The sequence below is a fragment of the Ensifer adhaerens genome, assembly GCF_028993555.1.
Classification (GTDB): domain Bacteria; phylum Pseudomonadota; class Alphaproteobacteria; order Rhizobiales; family Rhizobiaceae; genus Ensifer; species Ensifer adhaerens_I.
This window is the reverse complement of sequence record NZ_CP118611.1, coordinates 1,513,491-1,530,249: the sequence shown is the minus strand read 5'-3', so window position 1 is coordinate 1,530,249 and position 16,759 is coordinate 1,513,491. Positions and strand designations below refer to the sequence as shown.

Annotated in this window: 14 protein-coding genes; 8 read left to right on the top strand and 6 right to left on the bottom strand. The window is 62.3% G+C overall.

Annotated features, from left to right (window positions below; all coding sequences use genetic code 11):
- Nucleotides 1–8: 8 nt before the first annotated feature.
- The 3 genes from PWG15_RS27115 to PWG15_RS27105 are packed head-to-tail and all read left to right on the top strand — an operon-like array spanning nucleotide 9 to nucleotide 4,475.
- A complete protein-coding gene (locus PWG15_RS27115; protein WP_275024608.1) occupies nucleotides 9–1,178 on the top strand; it encodes an HlyD family secretion protein in 1,170 nt (389 codons plus the stop codon).
- Nucleotides 1,175–3,517, top strand: a complete 2,343-nt coding sequence (locus PWG15_RS27110) for an ABC transporter permease (protein WP_275024607.1) — start codon at nucleotides 1,175–1,177, stop codon at nucleotides 3,515–3,517. The genes PWG15_RS27115 and PWG15_RS27110 overlap by 4 nt, the downstream gene beginning before the upstream one ends.
- Nucleotides 3,507–4,475, top strand: a complete 969-nt coding sequence (locus tag PWG15_RS27105; RefSeq protein WP_275024606.1) for an HlyD family secretion protein — start codon at nucleotides 3,507–3,509, stop codon at nucleotides 4,473–4,475. Before PWG15_RS27110 ends, PWG15_RS27105 begins: the two co-directional genes overlap by 11 nt.
- Before the next feature lie 109 nt (nucleotides 4,476–4,584).
- Here the strand turns inward: PWG15_RS27105 and PWG15_RS27100 are convergent, their stop codons facing one another.
- The gene (locus tag PWG15_RS27100; RefSeq protein ID WP_275024605.1) at nucleotides 4,585–4,782 is read right to left on the bottom strand and encodes a heavy-metal-associated domain-containing protein; all 198 of its coding nucleotides are present in this window, start codon (nucleotides 4,780–4,782) and stop codon (nucleotides 4,585–4,587) included.
- Nucleotides 4,783–5,202: 420 nt separating this feature from the next.
- Here PWG15_RS27100 and PWG15_RS27095 point away from each other — a divergent pair, with 420 nt between their 5' ends.
- Nucleotides 5,203–6,495: an NCS2 family permease gene (locus tag PWG15_RS27095; RefSeq protein WP_275024604.1), complete on the top strand. Its 1,293-nt coding sequence runs from the start codon at nucleotides 5,203–5,205 to the stop codon at nucleotides 6,493–6,495.
- Between the two features lie 167 nt (nucleotides 6,496–6,662).
- Here the strand turns inward: PWG15_RS27095 and PWG15_RS27090 are convergent, their stop codons facing one another.
- Nucleotides 6,663–6,983: a 2Fe-2S iron-sulfur cluster-binding protein gene (locus PWG15_RS27090; RefSeq protein WP_275024603.1), complete on the bottom strand. Its 321-nt coding sequence runs from the start codon at nucleotides 6,981–6,983 to the stop codon at nucleotides 6,663–6,665.
- A 37-nt stretch (nucleotides 6,984–7,020) separates the two neighbouring features.
- Nucleotides 7,021–8,274 carry a cytochrome P450 gene (locus PWG15_RS27085; RefSeq protein ID WP_275024602.1) on the bottom strand — a complete coding sequence of 418 codons (1,254 nt, stop codon included), beginning with the start codon at nucleotides 8,272–8,274 and terminating at the stop codon, nucleotides 7,021–7,023.
- Between PWG15_RS27085 and PWG15_RS27080 the strand changes: the two genes are divergently transcribed.
- Nucleotides 8,234–9,235 (top strand): helix-turn-helix transcriptional regulator, encoded by a 1,002-nt coding sequence (locus PWG15_RS27080; RefSeq protein WP_275024601.1) that lies wholly within the window; start codon nucleotides 8,234–8,236, stop codon nucleotides 9,233–9,235. The two genes, PWG15_RS27085 and PWG15_RS27080, sit on opposite strands and share 41 nt — an antisense overlap.
- An 87-nt stretch (nucleotides 9,236–9,322) precedes the next feature.
- On the opposite strand, the gene PWG15_RS27075 is transcribed toward PWG15_RS27080, so the two are convergent.
- The 3 genes from PWG15_RS27075 to puuE form a co-directional block, all read right to left on the bottom strand.
- On the bottom strand, nucleotides 9,323–9,808 hold the full coding sequence (locus PWG15_RS27075) for an ureidoglycolate lyase (RefSeq protein WP_275024600.1): 486 nt from the start codon (nucleotides 9,806–9,808) through the stop codon (nucleotides 9,323–9,325).
- A gap of 115 nt (nucleotides 9,809–9,923) precedes the next feature.
- Entirely contained in the window at nucleotides 9,924–10,946 is a 1,023-nt protein-coding gene (gene alc, locus PWG15_RS27070) for an allantoicase (RefSeq protein WP_275024599.1), read from the bottom strand.
- A gap of 9 nt (nucleotides 10,947–10,955) precedes the next feature.
- Nucleotides 10,956–12,371, bottom strand: a complete 1,416-nt coding sequence (gene puuE / locus PWG15_RS27065) for an allantoinase PuuE (protein ID WP_275024598.1) — start codon at nucleotides 12,369–12,371, stop codon at nucleotides 10,956–10,958.
- A gap of 172 nt (nucleotides 12,372–12,543) precedes the next feature.
- On the opposite strand from puuE, the gene uraH reads away from it, so the two are divergent.
- From uraH to xdhB, 3 genes are read left to right on the top strand one after another with little or no spacing between them, the layout of a single operon-like run.
- On the top strand, nucleotides 12,544–12,915 hold the full coding sequence (gene uraH, locus PWG15_RS27060; protein WP_275024597.1) for a hydroxyisourate hydrolase: 372 nt from the start codon (nucleotides 12,544–12,546) through the stop codon (nucleotides 12,913–12,915).
- Between the two features lie 3 nt (nucleotides 12,916–12,918).
- Entirely contained in the window at nucleotides 12,919–14,397 is a 1,479-nt protein-coding gene (gene xdhA / locus PWG15_RS27055; protein ID WP_275024596.1) for a xanthine dehydrogenase small subunit, read from the top strand.
- An 11-nt stretch (nucleotides 14,398–14,408) separates the two neighbouring features.
- On the top strand, nucleotides 14,409–16,748 hold the full coding sequence (xdhB, locus tag PWG15_RS27050; protein WP_275024595.1) for a xanthine dehydrogenase molybdopterin binding subunit: 2,340 nt from the start codon (nucleotides 14,409–14,411) through the stop codon (nucleotides 16,746–16,748).
- The last annotated feature ends 11 nt before the right edge of the window (nucleotides 16,749–16,759 follow it).

Genomic DNA, 16,759 nt, shown 5'->3' with positions numbered 1-16,759 from the left:
ACGGTGCAGTGGTAGAGACGTCACGCAGCGCAAGCAACGGTGTTCCCGAAACTGACCGGAGTTCCGACGGCGCAAACAGCGCGAGGGAGAAGACGACGGAGCGAGACGAGGTAGCAGGTCCGAACATCCAGCTCGATGGGTCCGACGACCCAGAAAGTGTCTCTTCCAATGCGGCCGTGTCCGGTCTGAGCCGAAAGCCGCCAATCGCTGCCGCGTTCATCGTCGCGGGGTCCACGCTGGCGATTGTCGGGTTGTCTCTCTGGTACCTCGTCCAGCCGCAGCCGTTGCTGGTGCAGGGAGAGGCGGATGCGACCCGCATCGATATCGCCGCCCGGGTGGACGGACGCATCGGCGAGCGACCGGTTTCACGCGGCGAAGATATCAAGGCTGGACAGACGCTTGCCTCGATCAGCAATCCCGAATTGCTGATGAAGCTGCAGGAGGCCGAAGCCGCTCGCGCCGTGGCGTTGGCCGACCTCAACCGTATCGAAGTCGGCACAAGGGCGGAGGTGATCGCGCAACGCAAGGCTGCGGTCGCGGCCAGCGAGGCAAGCCTGACGTTGGCGCAGCAGACCTATGATCGCACTCTGCAGCTGACCAAAGGCGAACACGCGTCGGTCCAGAACCTCGACCAGGCAACGGCCAATCTCGATGTCGCCAAACGGTCGCACGAGCAGGCCAAACTCGCCTACGAGGAGGCCGTGGCCGGCTATACGACAGAGGAGCGCGGCGTCGCGACGGCAGCCGTGGCGAAGGCGGAGGCCGCAATCGCGACCTTGAAAGCACAGGTCGCGGAATTGACCGTGACCGCGCCTGTCGCCGGGCAGGTTTATCAGATTGCCACCGAACCGGGGGAGTATGTCTCGCCTGGGGTGCCTCTGCTCTCGCTCGTCGATCTTTCCGATATCTGGGTGCGCTTCGACCTTCGTGAGGATCTCGTGAAAGGCCTGAAGGTGGGCGACCATTTCCAGGTGAAAATTCCAGCGCTCGGTGATACCCCCGTGGAAGTCGAGGTGCACACGATTGCGACGCGCGGCGAGTATGCCGGCTGGCGCGCAACGCGGGCGACCGGTGATTTCGACCTCAGAACCTTCGAAGTTCGGGCCTATCCCGTTGAAAAGATCGCCACACTGAGGCCGGGCATGAGCGCCTATGCCGACTGGGCGGACGTGCGGTGACGCCGACCGTTCAACCTTACGGGCTTGTCGCGGTTGCCGCCCGGGAAGTCCTGTGGATCTGGCGGGACAAGGTGGCTCTGCTTCTGGTGGTGGGCATCCCGCTTCTGGCTTTCTCGCTGCTTGCAGCCACTTTCGGAAACGCGGTCATCCGCAATCTTCACGTCGATGTGGTCGATCAGGATCGGTCGAGGACCTCGATGACCTTCGTGCAGGCAATCAGTGCCGCTCCCGGGGTCAACGTCGACAGGCGATCCCTTGATCTTGGCGGCGCAATGCACGCGGTGCGGTCCGGTGAGGCGATTGCTGCCGTCTATATTCCCAAGGATCTCGAGCGTGACATCTTGGCCGGGCGGCGGCCACAGATCGTGGTGTTCTTCAACAAGCAGTATTTCACTCCCGGGAACGTCGCGTCGACCTCCCTGCAGTCGGCGATTTCGGCGGCGATCGCCGACCTGCCACGCGGCGCGACAAGTCCGGGTTTCAGGCCGGGCCCGCTCGTCGTCGAGCAATATGTCCTGACCAATCCAGCCCTGAACTATGCGCAGTTTCTGCTTCGCGCCATTTTGCCGACGGTGCTTCATGTCGTAGTCGCGATCGCCGGCGGATATGCTGTCGGATCGGAATTCGGATCGCGCAGCATGAGCGAATGGCTTGCCACGGCGGGCGGCAGCAGCCTCACGGCTCTCGTCGGCAAGTTGCTACCGTATTTCGCGATCTTCCTGCTGATGATGGCCGTCGTGCTCGGCATCATTCACGGTCTCTACGAGATCCCGTTCCGCGGCAATCCGATCCTGGTCGCGGCGGCTGCATGCCTTCTCATCATTGCCTATCTCTCGGTCGGTGCTCTCTTTCAGCTGCTCATGAGAAACCTCGCGTCCGGACTGAGCCTGACCGGTATCTTTTGCTCTCCCGCCTTCGGCTATGCCGGCGTGGGCTTCCCTATCCTGGCCATGAATACCTTCGCCCAAAGTTGGGGGATGCTGTTGCCGCTGCGTTGGTACATCCAGATCCTGTTCGATCAGGCGGCTCGCGGCGTGCCTGCGCAGGATTCGATCACACCCTTCCTGGCACTTGGTGCCCTCGCAGCACTCTATTTCCTGCTCTCATGGATACGGTTGCGCTCGATCGAGAATAGGCCCGTCCCCACCGCTGAGGAGGCGACCGAGCCACGACGATCAGGCCCGATCAGCGTCGCCCGCGCGCTCGCCGACGAATATGGTCGCGTCCTGCGCGACCGCGGAGCCTTCGGCCTCATCGTTCTTGGCCCGATCATCTATGGTCTGTTTTATCCCCAGCCCTATGTCGGCCAGCTCATCCGGAACGTTCCGGTCGCTGTCGTCGACGACGACCATTCAGACATCAGCCTCGCCATCGTCCAGGCCCTGGATGCACACGAAGGGCTGGAGGTTGCAGCCCGCCCAACGACCCTTGCAGAAGCGCAGATGGCACTCGCCCGACGGCAGGTGTTCGGTATCCTGAATATTCCTGCCGGTACCGAGCGTGAGATCATGAAGGGGGCGACGGCGCGCCTGCCGGCCTTTGTCGACTCCACATACTTTCTCCTTTACAGCCGGACGCTTCAGGGCATTCAAGAGTCTGTCGGCTCGGTTCGCTCCGACCTCTCCACGCAAAGAGCGCGCGCCGAAGGCAGCCGCTATCGGGCAGCTTTGTCCGCCAGTTCTCCGGTCGAGATTATCAACCAGCCGCTGTTCAATCCGACGGGCGGCTACGGCAGCTACATCGTGCCGGCTGCCTTCGTCCTGATCCTGCAGCAGACGCTGTTGATGGGCACGGCGACGATCGGCGGGGGTACGTTCGAACGCGGCGGGCATGAGGCGCGGCGAAGCCGCAGTGCAGTAAAATCGGTTCTCGGCCAGGCGCTTGCGCATCTTCTGCTGGCTTTGCCAGCCTACATGTTCTTTCTCGTTGTCCTGCCAAGGGTCTACGGATTTTCCGCAACGGATCGGGTGCTGGACCTTTTCGTGCTCGCTGTTCCCTTCATTCTCTCGGTCAGCTTCCTGGGTCAGTTTGCGGGTAGCTGGTTCAAGCGCCGAGAGACCGCCGTCCTGCTCTTCATCGCGATCAGCCTGCCGCTGTTTTTCCTTGTGGGCGTCGCCTGGCCACCGGAGGCGATCCCGCCGGCGTTGCGGGCGGCGAGCTATGCCCTTCCAAGCACGTCCGGGATCGATGCGCTGGTTCGTGTAAACCAGATGGGGGCCGCCTTCGGCGATGTTTTCAAGGACTGGGCGCGGCTCTGGGTGCTGGCATTCATTTACGCCGCCCTGGCCATGATTTCCGCTCGGTTCGTCACTTCACGGAGGGGCGTCAATGAACGCTAGATCCATGTTCCTGCTGTTCATTGCAGCGACCGCCTTGGCCGTTTCGGCATCGGCCGCCTCGTTTGCCGCGGCCGCGGACAGGGACGCTATCGCCGGCATGGTCAGGCGTACGGAAATCCGTATCGCTCCCGAGATATCCGGCCGGCTCACCAGTGTTGCCGTAAGACCCGGTCAGAAGGTACGCAAAGGAGACATAATCGCGGTGTTGGACAATCCCGATCTGTCAGCGCTTGTCGGAGAGGCGAGGGCGGCGGCCGCGAGCGCGAAGGCAGAGCGCGACCGGATCTATTCCGGCGTCAGGCGCGAACAGGTCGACATTGCCGAGGAGGCTGTGCGCACGGCCGAGGCAAACCTTTTCCTTGCACGACAGGAGAACGACCGGGCGACCGCACTTGCGGCCCAAAACTTTGCAAGTCGGCAAAAGGCCGACGAAGCCGCTGCCTCTCTCGCCAAGGGCGAGGCAGATCTGGAGGTCAAACGCGCACAGGCAGAGGCAGCCAATGCGGGTCCTACCGTTGAAGAGCGGGCGCTCGCAGATGCCAGGGTGGCACTTGCCGAGGCAACGGTGGCCAGTATTCAAGCCAAGCTCGACAAGACTAGGCTCGTCGCGCCAGCGGATGGCACGATCAACATCCGCGTCGCCGAACTTGGAGAGATCATCGGGCCGGGAAAACCTGTCGTTATGATGGACGTCGATGACCGGTCGTGGTTCGCCTTCACTGTGCGTGAGGACGATCTCCGCGGCATGACGGTCGGTACCCCCGTGACGCTCACGACGCCGACCGGGCTGTCTGTCCCCGCACATGTGACGGAGCTTCGGCCATTGGGCGAATTCGCGACATGGCGAGCGGCGCGAGCTGTCGGAGACCACGACCTCAATAGCTTCCGCGTTAGATTGGAAGCGGATATGCCCACGAGCCTCGAGCCTGGCATGACCGTGCTGCTCGCGCGTCCCTAACCTTGGGCGGATACGCGGGTGTCATTGTCGCGGAAAGGCTGGGGCCGTGGATGGTTCACGGCCCTTGATTGACGTATCGAGGCAGGTCGTCTTCTGCGCGGGCCATCGTCTAGAGTGCACGGCTTTCGTAGCCGGCAGCCTTCAGGGCTTCCGCGACCGGGCCTGGAGCAGCGGCGGTTTCGACGCTGACTTCCCGATTGCCGAGATCAACCTTGATCGTCGCCTGCGGGTCGACGCTCAGGATTGCCTTCTGGACGGCACCGGCGCAGTGGCCACAGGTCATGTTGTCGATCTTGTAGGTCTGCATGCTTGTCTCCTTCGTTTCGTTGTGAGAGAACATGGCGTTTCCCACCGTTGGAAGGTCAAGATGCCCTTTCAACATATTTTTTCGAGGGTTTCCGGGCCTTTCGGATGGTGGCGAAGACGCGAAAGGCACCGTTTCGGTGCCGACAAATGCCCCGAAAAATTTGAAAGTCTTTCATCGCCGATCCCGGGAATGGACGGCTAGCGGTCCGGCTCCGGAAGTCGCACAATCCAAAGGCTGTGCAAGGGGCATTCGCATCGTCTGAAAGAGGGCGGACGATCGCCAGCCGGCAAGAAGCCTTAAGCCAAGCGATCGCTCCGGAAACTCCGGGCGTTCGAAATGCACTGGTCGGGAACTGGAGGAGACGGTTTCCCGCTCACTGTCGTTCGGCTGCGTCGTGGTGACGCCGCCAAGGGAGGAAAGATGTTTGAACGACTATTCAAGCTGAAAGAGCATCAGACGACGGCGCGCACCGAGGTGATCGCCGGTATCACGACATTCCTGACGATGTCCTACATCATCTTCGTCAACCCCGACATCCTGTCGAGCACGGGCATGGATAGGGATGCCGTTTTCGTCGCAACCTGTATTGCCGCCGCGCTCGGCTCCGCCGTCATGGCGCTCGTCGCCAACTGGCCGATCGGCATGGCGCCCGGCATGGGCCTCAACGCCTTCTTCGCCTTCACCGTCGTCGCCGCCCTCGGCTTCACCTGGCAGCAGGCGCTGGGCGCGGTCTTCATCTCGGGCGTGATCTTCCTGATCCTGACCGTGACGGGCGTGCGAAGCTGGCTGATTGCCGGCATTCCGCATTCGCTGAGAAGTGCGATCGCCACCGGTATCGGCCTCTTCCTCGGCATCATCGCCTTGAAGAACGCCGGCATCGTCGTTGACAATCCGGCAACGCTCGTCGGTCTCGGCGATCTCAAGCAGACCGGTCCGCTGCTTGCCATCCTCGGTTTCTTCGTCATCGCCGTACTCGACGCGCTGAAGGTTCGCGGTTCGATCCTTATCGGCATCCTCGTCGTGACGGTTCTGTCGATGATCCTCGGGGTCAGCGAGTTCAAGGGCGTGGTCTCGGCTCCGCCGAGCATCGCGCCGACCTTCTTGCAGCTCGACATCATGGGCGCTCTGCATGGCGGCCTGCTGCACGTCATCCTCGTCTTCGTGCTCGTCGAAGTCTTCGACGCCACCGGCACCCTGATCGGCGTCGCCAAGCGCGCCAAGCTGGTGGAAGAGGGCAAGCCGAGCCGCCTCGGCCGCGCGCTTCTTGCCGACAGCACCGCCATTGTCGCTGGCTCGCTGATCGGTACCAGCAGCACGACGGCCTATGTCGAAAGCGCCTCGGGCGTCCAGGCTGGCGGCCGCACGGGTCTGACGGCACTCACCGTCTGCGTGCTGTTCCTGGCAGCATTGTTCTTCTCGCCGCTGGCTGCTGCGGTTCCGTCCTATGCGACGGCTCCGGCTTTGCTCTACGTCGCCGGCCTGATGATGCGCGAACTGACCGAAGTCGACTGGGACGACCTGACGGAAGCGGCCCCGGCTGCGCTGACAGCGCTTGCCATGCCCTTCACTTACTCGATCGCCAACGGTCTCGCATTCGGCTTCGTCAGCTACGTCGTGCTCAAGGTCTGCACCGGCAAATGGAGCGTCATCCATCCGGCAACCCAGCTCGTTGCGGCGCTTTTCGTCGTTCGCTTCGCGTTCTTTGCAGAGTAACAACCAGAGGAAATTGGCCGGGGCGCAGCTGCTGCGTCGATGTAATGTTTCCTCGTAAATACGGGCCGGAGCAGCATAATCTTGCTCCGGCCTTTCTCAGTATCTGGTTTAAGGATTTGAGTTAAGCCGATGCAAAGCGAAACCATTTCGCCCGGTTTCGGGCTTGCTTAGTACTGTGCGGAAGGCAGGTGCACGACCAGGCCGTCAAGCTCGGCGGAGACCGTGATCTGACAGCTCAAGCGGCTGCGTTCGTTCGGATTGACGACGCACTCAATCATGTCCTGTTCCTGGAACTCGGGCGCCGGCAAGCGGTCGCTCCACTCGCCGTCGATGTAGCAGTGACAGGTGCCGCAGGCGCAGGAGCCGCCGCATTCGGCGGCAATAGCGTCGATGCCATTCTGCACCGCGGCTGACATCAGCGACTGGCCGACCTCCGCCTGGACTTCCTTCGTCTTGCCGTCCGCATCGATGAAGACGATTTTGGGCATGGGTATTCTCCGGATCTGGAATTTGGTTCGGTGCGGATCAGGCCGGACGTATGGCGATCTTCAACCGCTTGGGTCCGCGCACAGACAGTCCGCGCTTGTATTCGGGTTGCCTTTCGACGAGTTCGATCGTCGGGAAGCGGCGAAGCAGCGTGCTGAAGATGATATCCATGTCGAGGCGTGCGAGGTGGTTGCCGAGACAGAAATGCACGCCACCGCCGAAGGCGAGATGCCGGTTGGGCGTGCGGCCGATATCGAAGCTGTCGGCATTCTCGAACTGCTTGGGATCGCGATTGGCAGCGCCGTAGAGCAGGCCAAACTTGGTGCCGCGTTCGAAGCGCTGGCCGCAGATTTCGACGTCTTCGACGCAATGGCGATGGAAGAAGGGGAGCGGAGACTCGTAGCGGAACATCTCCTGCACCCCGGTCTGGATGAGGCCGGGTTCGCTGCGCAGCCGCGCCATCTGCTCGGGGAAGCGCAAGAGCGCATGCATGCCGCTGCCGAGTACGTCGATGGTCGAGCCGTGGCCGGCCATCAGGATCAGCATGCAGGTCGAGATGAATTCGTCGAAGTTCATCGCGCCTGAGCGTTCCGCCTCGATCAGCACGGAAATGAGATCATCCTTCGGCGCCCGCTCACGTTCGCCTTTCAGCGCCGTCAGATATTCGTAAAACTCGGTCGTGTTGCGCTCGGCGATTTCCTTGCGCGCGTCCGAGCGGTCGACGTCGAAGAACTGCACGATGTTTTCCGACCAGATGCGCAACTGGGGACAGTCCTCGTCCGGCACGCCAAGCAAGCGACCAATAATATGACCCGGAACGTGGGCGGCGAGGTCATCGACGAAATCGATCTCCCCGCGATCGGCAAGGCTATCGATCAGCCGGTCGACATAGGCCTGGATCTGGTCGCGGAGCTTGGCGATCATCGCCGGCGTGAACAGCTTGAACACCTGCTTGCGCAGCCGGTCGTGCACCGCGCCGTCGCTGTCGAGCAGACTGAACTGCACGAAACGCTCATGATGCGGCATGTCGTGCCAATTGGCGTCCCGCTGGAGTTTCGCAAGCTCTTCGGCCGTGGCGATATCTTCGAGCGAGCGTACCATGCGCTTGTCCATGACGATCGCCGACACGTCCTCGAACCGCGAAGCCAGCCAGATGTCGAAATCCGGAAAGTAGTGCAGCCCTTCCTTCTCGCGCAGCGCCCGATAGGTCGGATGGGGATCGCGGGCAAATTCCGGCGAGAGTGGCGCGAAGGTGAAATTCGCTTCGTCGCCCGATGGCGCGGCTTCAGTCATGGGCTTAACTCCGTGCATAAAGCTGTATGATAGCGTCATCCCGGCGCCATTCGGAATAGTAGCCCCTCGCACGATGATGGACAAAACTCGCATGACCTGCGAGAAAATGGCAATGCTACCTGAAAACGAAGATATCCACTTTCATACCCCGGCAAAGTTCGCCGGCGCATTTCCCTATCTGGCCCTGGTTGCCGGCAGCCGGACCGCCCATCCTGAGGAGGTGCCGATCCGCAAGCGCTTCCACCAGCATGTCTTCGTTTACACTTTAGGCGGGCGTGGGCTGATAGAGGTGCGCGGACAACGCTTCCTCGCCGAAACGGGCAGCGTCGCCTGGCTCGATACCGCCCAAGCCTATGCGCATAGCTGCGCCCCCGACAGCGAAAACTGGCGTTATCTCTGGATGGGGATCGAGGGTCACGGGCTTGATGCGCTCTACACGTTCCTGGCTGTTCAGCAGTCGCCCTTGTTTTTGCCAAGGGATCGGCAAACCGCGCAGGCGGCCTTTAAACGCGTAAGCCGATTTCTTGCGGAACGCTCGCCGGCGACCGATGCCTTGGCGAGCGCGGCCATCTCCGGACTGATCGCAGACATGATCGGGCCGCGCCTGACCGGGAGCGAACCGGGTGAGGACGCAGCGGACGGCGACCGTTTGTTGGCCGTACTTTCAGCGATGCGTGACGATCTCGCCCGCGCCTGGAAGATCGATGATCTGGCCGCTCTGGCGCGGCTCAGCCAGTCGCAATTCTTTCGCCGCTTTCGCGACATGGTTGGGACGACGCCTATGGATTGGCTGCGCCACGAACGCATCAATCAGGCGAAACGCCTTTTGGTCGGCCCTGATGCCAAGGTTTCCGCTGTGGCGGCCGTCTGCGGCTACCCGGACGCCTATCACTTCTCGCGCGATTTCCGCCGGGTTACTGGCTACACGCCGACGAAGTTTCGTCGGGACGGCGGTTACTGATGCCGGATGTCCTGCATTAGGAAAACACACTAAATACCTGATCTGGAACACCGATGACCCGGTCGGATGACCGGGCCATTCGTTCGCTCACACGATCAGGAAAGGCTCCTTGAAGAAGTGTTCCTCCAGATTGACGCCTTCGCCGCCGCGGTCGACCACGGCGAAATCCGAGACGTCGTCGAGCGGCGTCAGGATGCCGTGCCAGACGTTGCGGGCGATGTTGACACCCTGGCCAGGCGTGGTCCTGAAGGCGATCGGCTCACTCGGTCCTTCGTCGGTCTCCCCGGAAACGACGACGAGAAACGGGTTGTCGCTCAAGGGAATGAAGGCCTGACTGCCGAGCGGATGGCGTTCCACCATGGTCAGTTTCAGCGGCAGCGGGTAGGGTACGCCGCGCACCAGGCTGATCATCGGCCGGGCCTTGTCGCCTGTCGTTTCGATCTTAGCGAGGTCATGATAGCGGGTTGCATTGCCGCCGTTGATGGGGAAGTTGTGGGCATTCTCCGTTTCAATCACGTCGCCGAACGGCGCAAAGGCCTCCCGGGTCAGTGGCTGTATGACGATCTCCTTCATGTGACGCTCCTCCGTCGAATGTTGATCGAGGACAGCAACTCCAGAAAAAGCAAGAAGCGTTCTTCCTGAATGTTGCGGTTCAGGTCCGATCATTTCATCACCTCAGTGAAATGATCTAAGGGGTGCCGGCCTTCGCAATACGCCCGAAGACGCGCAACCGGCTGACGCCGCCGTCGGGGAAGATGTTGAAACGCACGTGGGTGACGGGACCGAAGTCCGTTAGTTCGTTCGCCCCGTAGGTATGGATGCGGTCGGCGGAAAGCTTCTGCGCCGGCAGAACTTCGCGCCAGAACATTGCGGACGCCGTGACCGAAGCGGCCAGCTCGCAAGCCGTATCACCAAGATCGGCCGCCTGCAGCGAGCAGGCATCCGGATAATTTCCCTTGAAGTGGGCGGTATCGACGACGAGCCGAGCGATTTCGCCACGGGCTGCAAGCTTGACGACGATCCAGTCGTTTCCGGGCTCGCGCCGCCGGCGGGTCTCCCAGCCGTCGCCCATGTTGATACCACGTCCAGGCGCAAGCAGCCGCTGGTGGCCGTAGTGCCCGTTCGAAAAGGCGATGATGCGCCCCCCGAGAAGCGATGACGCGAGATCGACCACCGCATCTCCGACGGTCATCTCATCGAAGGCCGGTGCACCGTAGACCCTGAAGCGCGCCACGCCGCCATCCGGATAGATGCGCAGGCGCACATGGCTCCATACGCGTGCCGAACCGACTTCGAAGTGATGCAGGGCATTCGGTCCGAGCGGCCGCATGCCCACAAGTTCCGTCCAGACCGTCCGCTCGTGCGGTCCATCCGGCGCCAGGCAGGCGTCGATGGCGCAGGCAGTGGGATAGTTGCCGGTGAAATGCGCCGTATCGACCCCGAAGCCGTGGATACGGCCGCTTGCGGCGAGCGCGATGATGGCGTGGTCATTGCCGGGGCCGCGGCGGCGCCGCGTCTCCCAGCCGTCCATCCACTTGCCGTTGTCGTCATAGACGCCGGGATGATAGACCGGCGGGGCATCCTGGAGCATGCGCTCGAGCGGAGCGAAGAACTCGTCTGTCGCAAAGACCGGCCGCGCGCCGAGCCCGGCGGAGGCAAGGTTGATTGCGTTCAGTGCGAATTCGGGCAGGCTCACGCCGGGGCTCGTCATAACCGGTCCTCAGCTCGGCAGCATGTCCTTGAGCCGCAGATAGGCGATGCGCTCGACCTGACGGCAGGCGGTTTCGAACTCCGTCTCGCGATCGTTGCCGATCCGGCTTTCGAAGGCCGCCAGGATTTCGTCCTTGCTGCGGCCCTTGACCGCCATGATGAACGGGAACTTGAACTTTTCGACATAGGCGGCATTGAGCGTGGTGAAGCGCTCGCGCTCGGCATCGGTCAGTGCATCGAGGCCGGCAGATGCCTGCTCGTTGGTCGAACTTTCGGTGAGCCGCTTGGCCTGGGCCAGCTTGCCGGCAAGATCCGGGTGAGCGATCAGAACGGCGAGCCGTTCTTCAGCCGAAGCTTCGCGGAAGACGGCGGAAAGGGCTGCCGCAAGGCCGATCGCCGTGTCGTTGGCGGGTGAAAGTTCGCCTTGGAAGGCGCGCTTTGCGATCCATTTCGAATGTTCGAAGACGCCGCCGAATTTGGCAACGAAGGCCTCTTCGGTGAGCCGCGACGGGCGATCGTCCCAGGCTTTGTAGGGATAGGCCCCGGCCCAGTAGCGGGCGATATCGATGCGTTTCGCCAGCCAGACCTTTTCGTGGCCCTGCACATAGTCGAGGAAACGGGCCAGCGCGGCGGCGCGACCGGGCCTGCCGACGAGGCGGCAGTGGAGCCCGATGCTCAGCATCTTCGGCGCGCCGGCGGTGCCTTCGGCATAGAGCACGTCGAAGCTGTCCTTGAGGTAGCTGAAGAACTGGTCGCCGCTGTTGAAGCCCTGCGGCGTCGCAAAACGCATGTCGTTGCTGTCGAGCGTATAGGGGATGACCAGCTGATGGCGCCCGGCATGCTCGTGCCAATAGGGCAGGTCGTCGGCATAGGCGTCCGACACATAGTCGAAACCACCGGCTTCGGTGACGAGGTCGAGCGTGTTGTCGGAGCAGCGTCCGGTATACCAGCCGCGCGGGCGCTCGCCGGTAACGATCGTGTGCAGCCGGATCGCCTCGGCGATCTCCTGGCGCTCACGCTCGGGCGAAAAGTCCTTGTGCTCGATCCATTTGAGGCCGTGCGAAGCGATTTCCCAGCCGGCGTCCTGCATGGCGGCGACCTGCTCGGGCGAGCGCTTCAGCGCAGTGGCGACACCATAGACTGTGGCCGGTACGCCGCGGTCGGTGAACATGCGGTGCAGCCGCCAGAAGCCGGCGCGTGCGCCGTATTCGTAGATGGATTCCATGTTCCAGTGGCGCTGGCCCTGCCAGGCCTGCGCACCGACGATTTCCGACAGGAACGCCTCTGAGGCCGCATCGCCATGCAGCACGCAGTTCTCGCCACCTTCCTCGTAGTTGATGACGAATTGCACGGCGATCCGAGCGCCGTCGGGCCATGTGATCTTGAAGTTCGGGCCGTGGCCGTGAAGATCGCGGGGGTATCTCATCAAAGCAGCTCCTCCAGACATTTTCGTCTCTGCATCCAATTTCTAGCGGCATTTGTCTCGAGCCATTCCCCCCAAAAATTTTGAAAGTCTCGAATGATCCGCTCGCTACCAAGCGGGCCGGAATGCCGGAATACTGCGAGGTGGAAAGCTGACTTCGGGAGGAGCGAACAACATGCAATCTCAGGGTGGAAACGCCGGCCGTCTGACGACGCACGTGCTGGATACGGCAAGCGGCAAACCGGCCGAGGGGCTGCGCATCGAGCTCTACCGGGTCGAGGGCGAAGGCCAGACGCACATCAAATCCGTCAGGACCAATGACGACGGCCGCTGCGACGAACCGCTCTTGAGCGGCGAGCGGATGCAGGCGGGCATCTACGAGCTGCATTTCCATGCCGGCGATTATCTCGGCGGCGCAAGCAAGCGCGGCGAGAACCCGTTCCTCGACGTGATCCCGATCCGCTTCGGCATCGATAACCAGGGCGCGCACTACCATGTGCCGCTGCTGCTCTCGCCCTATGGCTACTCCACCTACCGCGGGAGCTGAGCAATGACGATCCAGATCCGCAACACCATCCGTTTCATCCTGAACCATCGCCTCATCGAACTCGCCGATGTTTCGCCGGTCCAGACGCTGCTCGATTTCCTGCGCATCGACCGCAACCTCAAGGGCACCAAGGAAGGCTGCGCCGAAGGCGACTGCGGCGCCTGCACGGTGCTTGTCGGCCGCCTGTTCGACGGCAAGCTCAAATATGAATCCGTCAATGCCTGCATCCGTTTCGTCGGCTCGCTCGACGGCTGTCACGTCGTGACGGTCGATAGCCTGGCGCAGCCGGCAGGCCCGCTGCATCCGGTGCAACAGGCGATGGTCAACACCCACGCCTCCCAGTGCGGCTTCTGCACGCCGGGCTTCGTTATGTCGCTTTACGGCCTCTGGATGGAAAACCCGAAGCCCTCGATCGCCGAAATCGAAAAGGCGCTGCAGGGCAATCTGTGTCGCTGCACTGGCTATGCGGCGATCATCCGTGCGGCCGAGGCAATCTCGACGATCGCAGACGTCGGCAGGGATCCGCTGGTCGTCGAGCGCGAGCGTATAGCCAAGGAATTGGCATCGCTTCAGGATGGCCGCCGTGTCGAAATCGGCACCGAACTGGAGCGCTTCATCCTTCCGGGTTCGGTCGACGATTTTGCTGCTGTGTTCGAGGCCAACCCGAAGGCGACGATCGTTGCCGGCTCCACCGACGTTGGGCTGTGGGTCACGAAGTTCATGCGCGACATCTCGCCGGTCATTCACCTGACCCATCTCGAGGAGCTGCGGCGCATCACGGTTGACGCTGAGGGTGTGGTGCTAGGCGCGGGCGTCAGCTATGCGGAAGCCTACCCTGTTATCGTCGAGCATTTCCCTCAGCTGACGGAACTCTGGGATCGCATCGGCGGCCAGCAGGTCCGCAATATGGGCACCGTCGGTGGCAACATCGCCAACGGTTCGCCGATCGGTGATACGCCGCCGGCACTGATCGCGCTCGGCGCATCGATCACGTTGCGCAAGGGCGATCGCCGCCGCACCGTCGTGCTTGAGGATTTCTTCATCGCCTATGGCAAGCAGGACCGCGAGCCCGGCGAGTTCGTCGAAAGCGTTCGCATTCCCTTCGTTTCCGACAAGGCCCGTGTTGCCGTCTACAAGGTGACGAAGCGTCTCGACGAGGACATCACTGCCGTCTGCGGTGGCTTCAACATCGTTTTCGATGCCGGCCGGGTGACCGACGCCGTGATTGCCTTTGGCGGCATGGCCGCTACGCCCAAACGCGCTGCCAATGTCGAGGCGGCACTCAAGGGCGCCGAATGGAAGGAGGAGGCGATCGAGCGTGCAATTGAAGCTTTCGATGCTGATTTCACGCCGCTGACCGACTGGCGTGCCTCAGCCGAATACCGTCAATTGGTGGCGAAGAATCTCTTGCGCCGCTTCTATCTCGAGACGCAGTCGAGCGGTCAGATCCGTCTCGATCGCACCATTGCTGTCGCGGTTTAAGGGAGGAAGCCATGAACGTGATGCAGCCCATCGACCGCATCCGCGGCGGCGTACACGAAAACGAACGGCACGAATCCGGCCACAAGCATGTCTCGGGAACCGCCGAATACATCGACGACATTCCTGAACCTCAGGGCACCCTGCACGGCTATCTCGGCCTGTCGCAGCGGGCGCATGCCGATATCCTGTCGATCGATTTCGAGGCGGTGAACAGCAGCGAAGGCGTGATCGGCGTGCTGACTGCCGCCGACATTCCCGGCGAAAACGACATCAGCCCGGCGCACAAACACGACGAGCCGATCTTTGTCACCGACAAGGTGGAATTCCACGGCCAGCCGATCTTTGCGGTCATCGCGACATCGCGGGAAGCAGCCCGCCGCGCGGCTGCCAAGGTCAAGATCGAGTACCGTGACCTGCCGCATGTGACCGACGTGCTCGAAGCGGCGGCCGCCAACTATCCGCTGGTGATCGACCCGCTGAAACTCGAGCGCGGTGATATCGACGCGGGCTTTGCCAAGGCGAAGAACATTCTCCAGGGCGAGATGCGCATCGGCGGCCAGGACCATTTCTATCTGGAAGGGCAGATTTCCTTTGCCATTCCCGGCGAGGACGACGAGGTTCTGGTTTACTCCTCAACGCAGCATCCGGCAGAGACGCAGCACATGGTTGCGACCGTTCTCGGCGTGCCGTCGAATGCGGTGACCGTCAACGTGCGCCGCATGGGCGGCGGCTTCGGCGGCAAGGAAACCCAGGCCAATATTTTCGCAGCCGTTGCAGCTGTCGCCGCCAAGAAGTACCGCTGCCCGGTCAAGGTCCGGCCTGACCGTGACGACGATATGAGCGCCACCGGCAAGCGCCACGACTTCCATGTGGACTACAAGCTCGGTTTCGACGATGAAGGGCGCATCGAGGCGGTGGACGCGGTCTTCTCGGCGCGCTGCGGTTACTCGGCCGATCTCTCCGGCCCGGTCACCGACCGTGCGCTGTTCCACGCCGACAATTGCTACTTTTACCCGAACGTGCGCCTGCGCTCGCGGCCGCTGAAGACCAATACCGTTTCCAACACCGCGTTTCGCGGCTTCGGCGGCCCTCAAGGGATGGTCGGCGGCGAGCGCATGATCGAGGACATCGCCTATGCCGTCGGCAAGGATCCGCTCGAAATCCGCAAGCTGAACTTCTACGGCGGCGAGGGGCGCAACCTCACGCCCTATCACCAGACCGTGGAAGACAACATCATCGGCCGGATCATCGAGGAACTGGAAACCTCGGCCGACTACGCCAAGCGTCGCGAGGCGGTAATCGCGTTCAATCGCGAAAACCACGTGGTCAAGCGGGGCATCGCGCTGACGCCGGTGAAGTTCGGCATCTCCTTCACCAAGACCGAGTACAACCAGGCCGGCGCCCTGGTGCATGTCTATACCGATGGCTCGATCCATCTGAACCACGGCGGCACCGAGATGGGGCAGGGGCTCTATACCAAGGTCGCCCAAGTGGTGGCCGACGAGTTCCAGGTCAACCTCGACCGGATCAAGGTGACGGCGACGACAACAGGCAAGGTGCCGAACACATCGGCGACGGCAGCGTCGTCGGGATCCGACCTCAACGGCATGGCAGCGGCAAACGCCGCGCAGCAGATCAAGGCGCGCTTGGTCAAGTTTGCTGCCGAGCGCTGGAACGTGGCCGAAACCGATGTCGCCTTCGAACCGAACACGGTGCGCATCGGGTCCGAGCGCATGAGCTTCAACGAGTTCATCAAGATTGCCTATGGCGCCCGTATCCAGCTTTCGGCCGCCGGCTTCTACAAGACGCCGAAGATCCACTGGAACCGTGCGGAAGGTCGGGGCCGTCCGTTCTTCTACTACGCCTATGGCGCCTCCTGCTCGGAGGTCAGCGTCGACACGTTGACCGGCGAATATCAGGTCGACCGTACCGACATCCTGCACGATGTCGGCCGTTCCCTGAACCCGGCGCTCGACCTCGGTCAGGTCGAAGGCGCCTTTGTTCAGGGCATGGGCTGGCTGACGACGGAAGAGCTCTGGTGGGATGCCAAGGGCCGGCTGCGCACGCATGCGCCTTCGACCTACAAGATCCCGCTTGCGTCGGATCGGCCGCGCGTCTTCAACACCCGGCTTGCCGAATGGTCGGTCAACCGCGAAGAAACCATCCGCCGCTCGAAGGCGGTGGGCGAACCGCCGTTCATGCTCGGCATCTCCGTGCTGGAAGCCTTGTCGATGGCGGCCGCCAGCGTTGCGGAGTATCGTATTGCACCGCGCCTCGATGCACCGGCAACGCCGGAACGGGTGCTGATGGCGATCGAGCGGCTACGGGCGGCCGCGCGGCAGAAAGGATAACAGGGGCTGAT

Bases quoted from the DNA above. Each gene is read 5' to 3' on its own strand.
- xdhA (WP_275024596.1), top strand. From the start codon at position 12,919: ATGACGATCCAGATCCGCAACACCATCCGTTTCATCCTGAACCATCGC.
- puuE (WP_275024598.1), bottom strand. From the start codon at position 12,371: ATGAGATACCCCCGCGATCTTCACGGCCACGGCCCGAACTTCAAGATC.
- PWG15_RS27100 (WP_275024605.1), bottom strand. From the start codon at position 4,782: ATGCAGACCTACAAGATCGACAACATGACCTGTGGCCACTGCGCCGGT.
- alc (WP_275024599.1), bottom strand. From the start codon at position 10,946: ATGACGAGCCCCGGCGTGAGCCTGCCCGAATTCGCACTGAACGCAATC.
- PWG15_RS27085 (WP_275024602.1), bottom strand. From the start codon at position 8,274: ATGACTGAAGCCGCGCCATCGGGCGACGAAGCGAATTTCACCTTCGCG.
- uraH (WP_275024597.1), top strand. From the start codon at position 12,544: ATGCAATCTCAGGGTGGAAACGCCGGCCGTCTGACGACGCACGTGCTG.
- PWG15_RS27095 (WP_275024604.1), top strand. From the start codon at position 5,203: ATGTTTGAACGACTATTCAAGCTGAAAGAGCATCAGACGACGGCGCGC.
- PWG15_RS27090 (WP_275024603.1), bottom strand. From the start codon at position 6,983: ATGCCCAAAATCGTCTTCATCGATGCGGACGGCAAGACGAAGGAAGTC.
- xdhB (WP_275024595.1), top strand. From the start codon at position 14,409: ATGAACGTGATGCAGCCCATCGACCGCATCCGCGGCGGCGTACACGAA.
- PWG15_RS27105 (WP_275024606.1), top strand. From the start codon at position 3,507: ATGAACGCTAGATCCATGTTCCTGCTGTTCATTGCAGCGACCGCCTTG.
- PWG15_RS27075 (WP_275024600.1), bottom strand. From the start codon at position 9,808: ATGAAGGAGATCGTCATACAGCCACTGACCCGGGAGGCCTTTGCGCCG.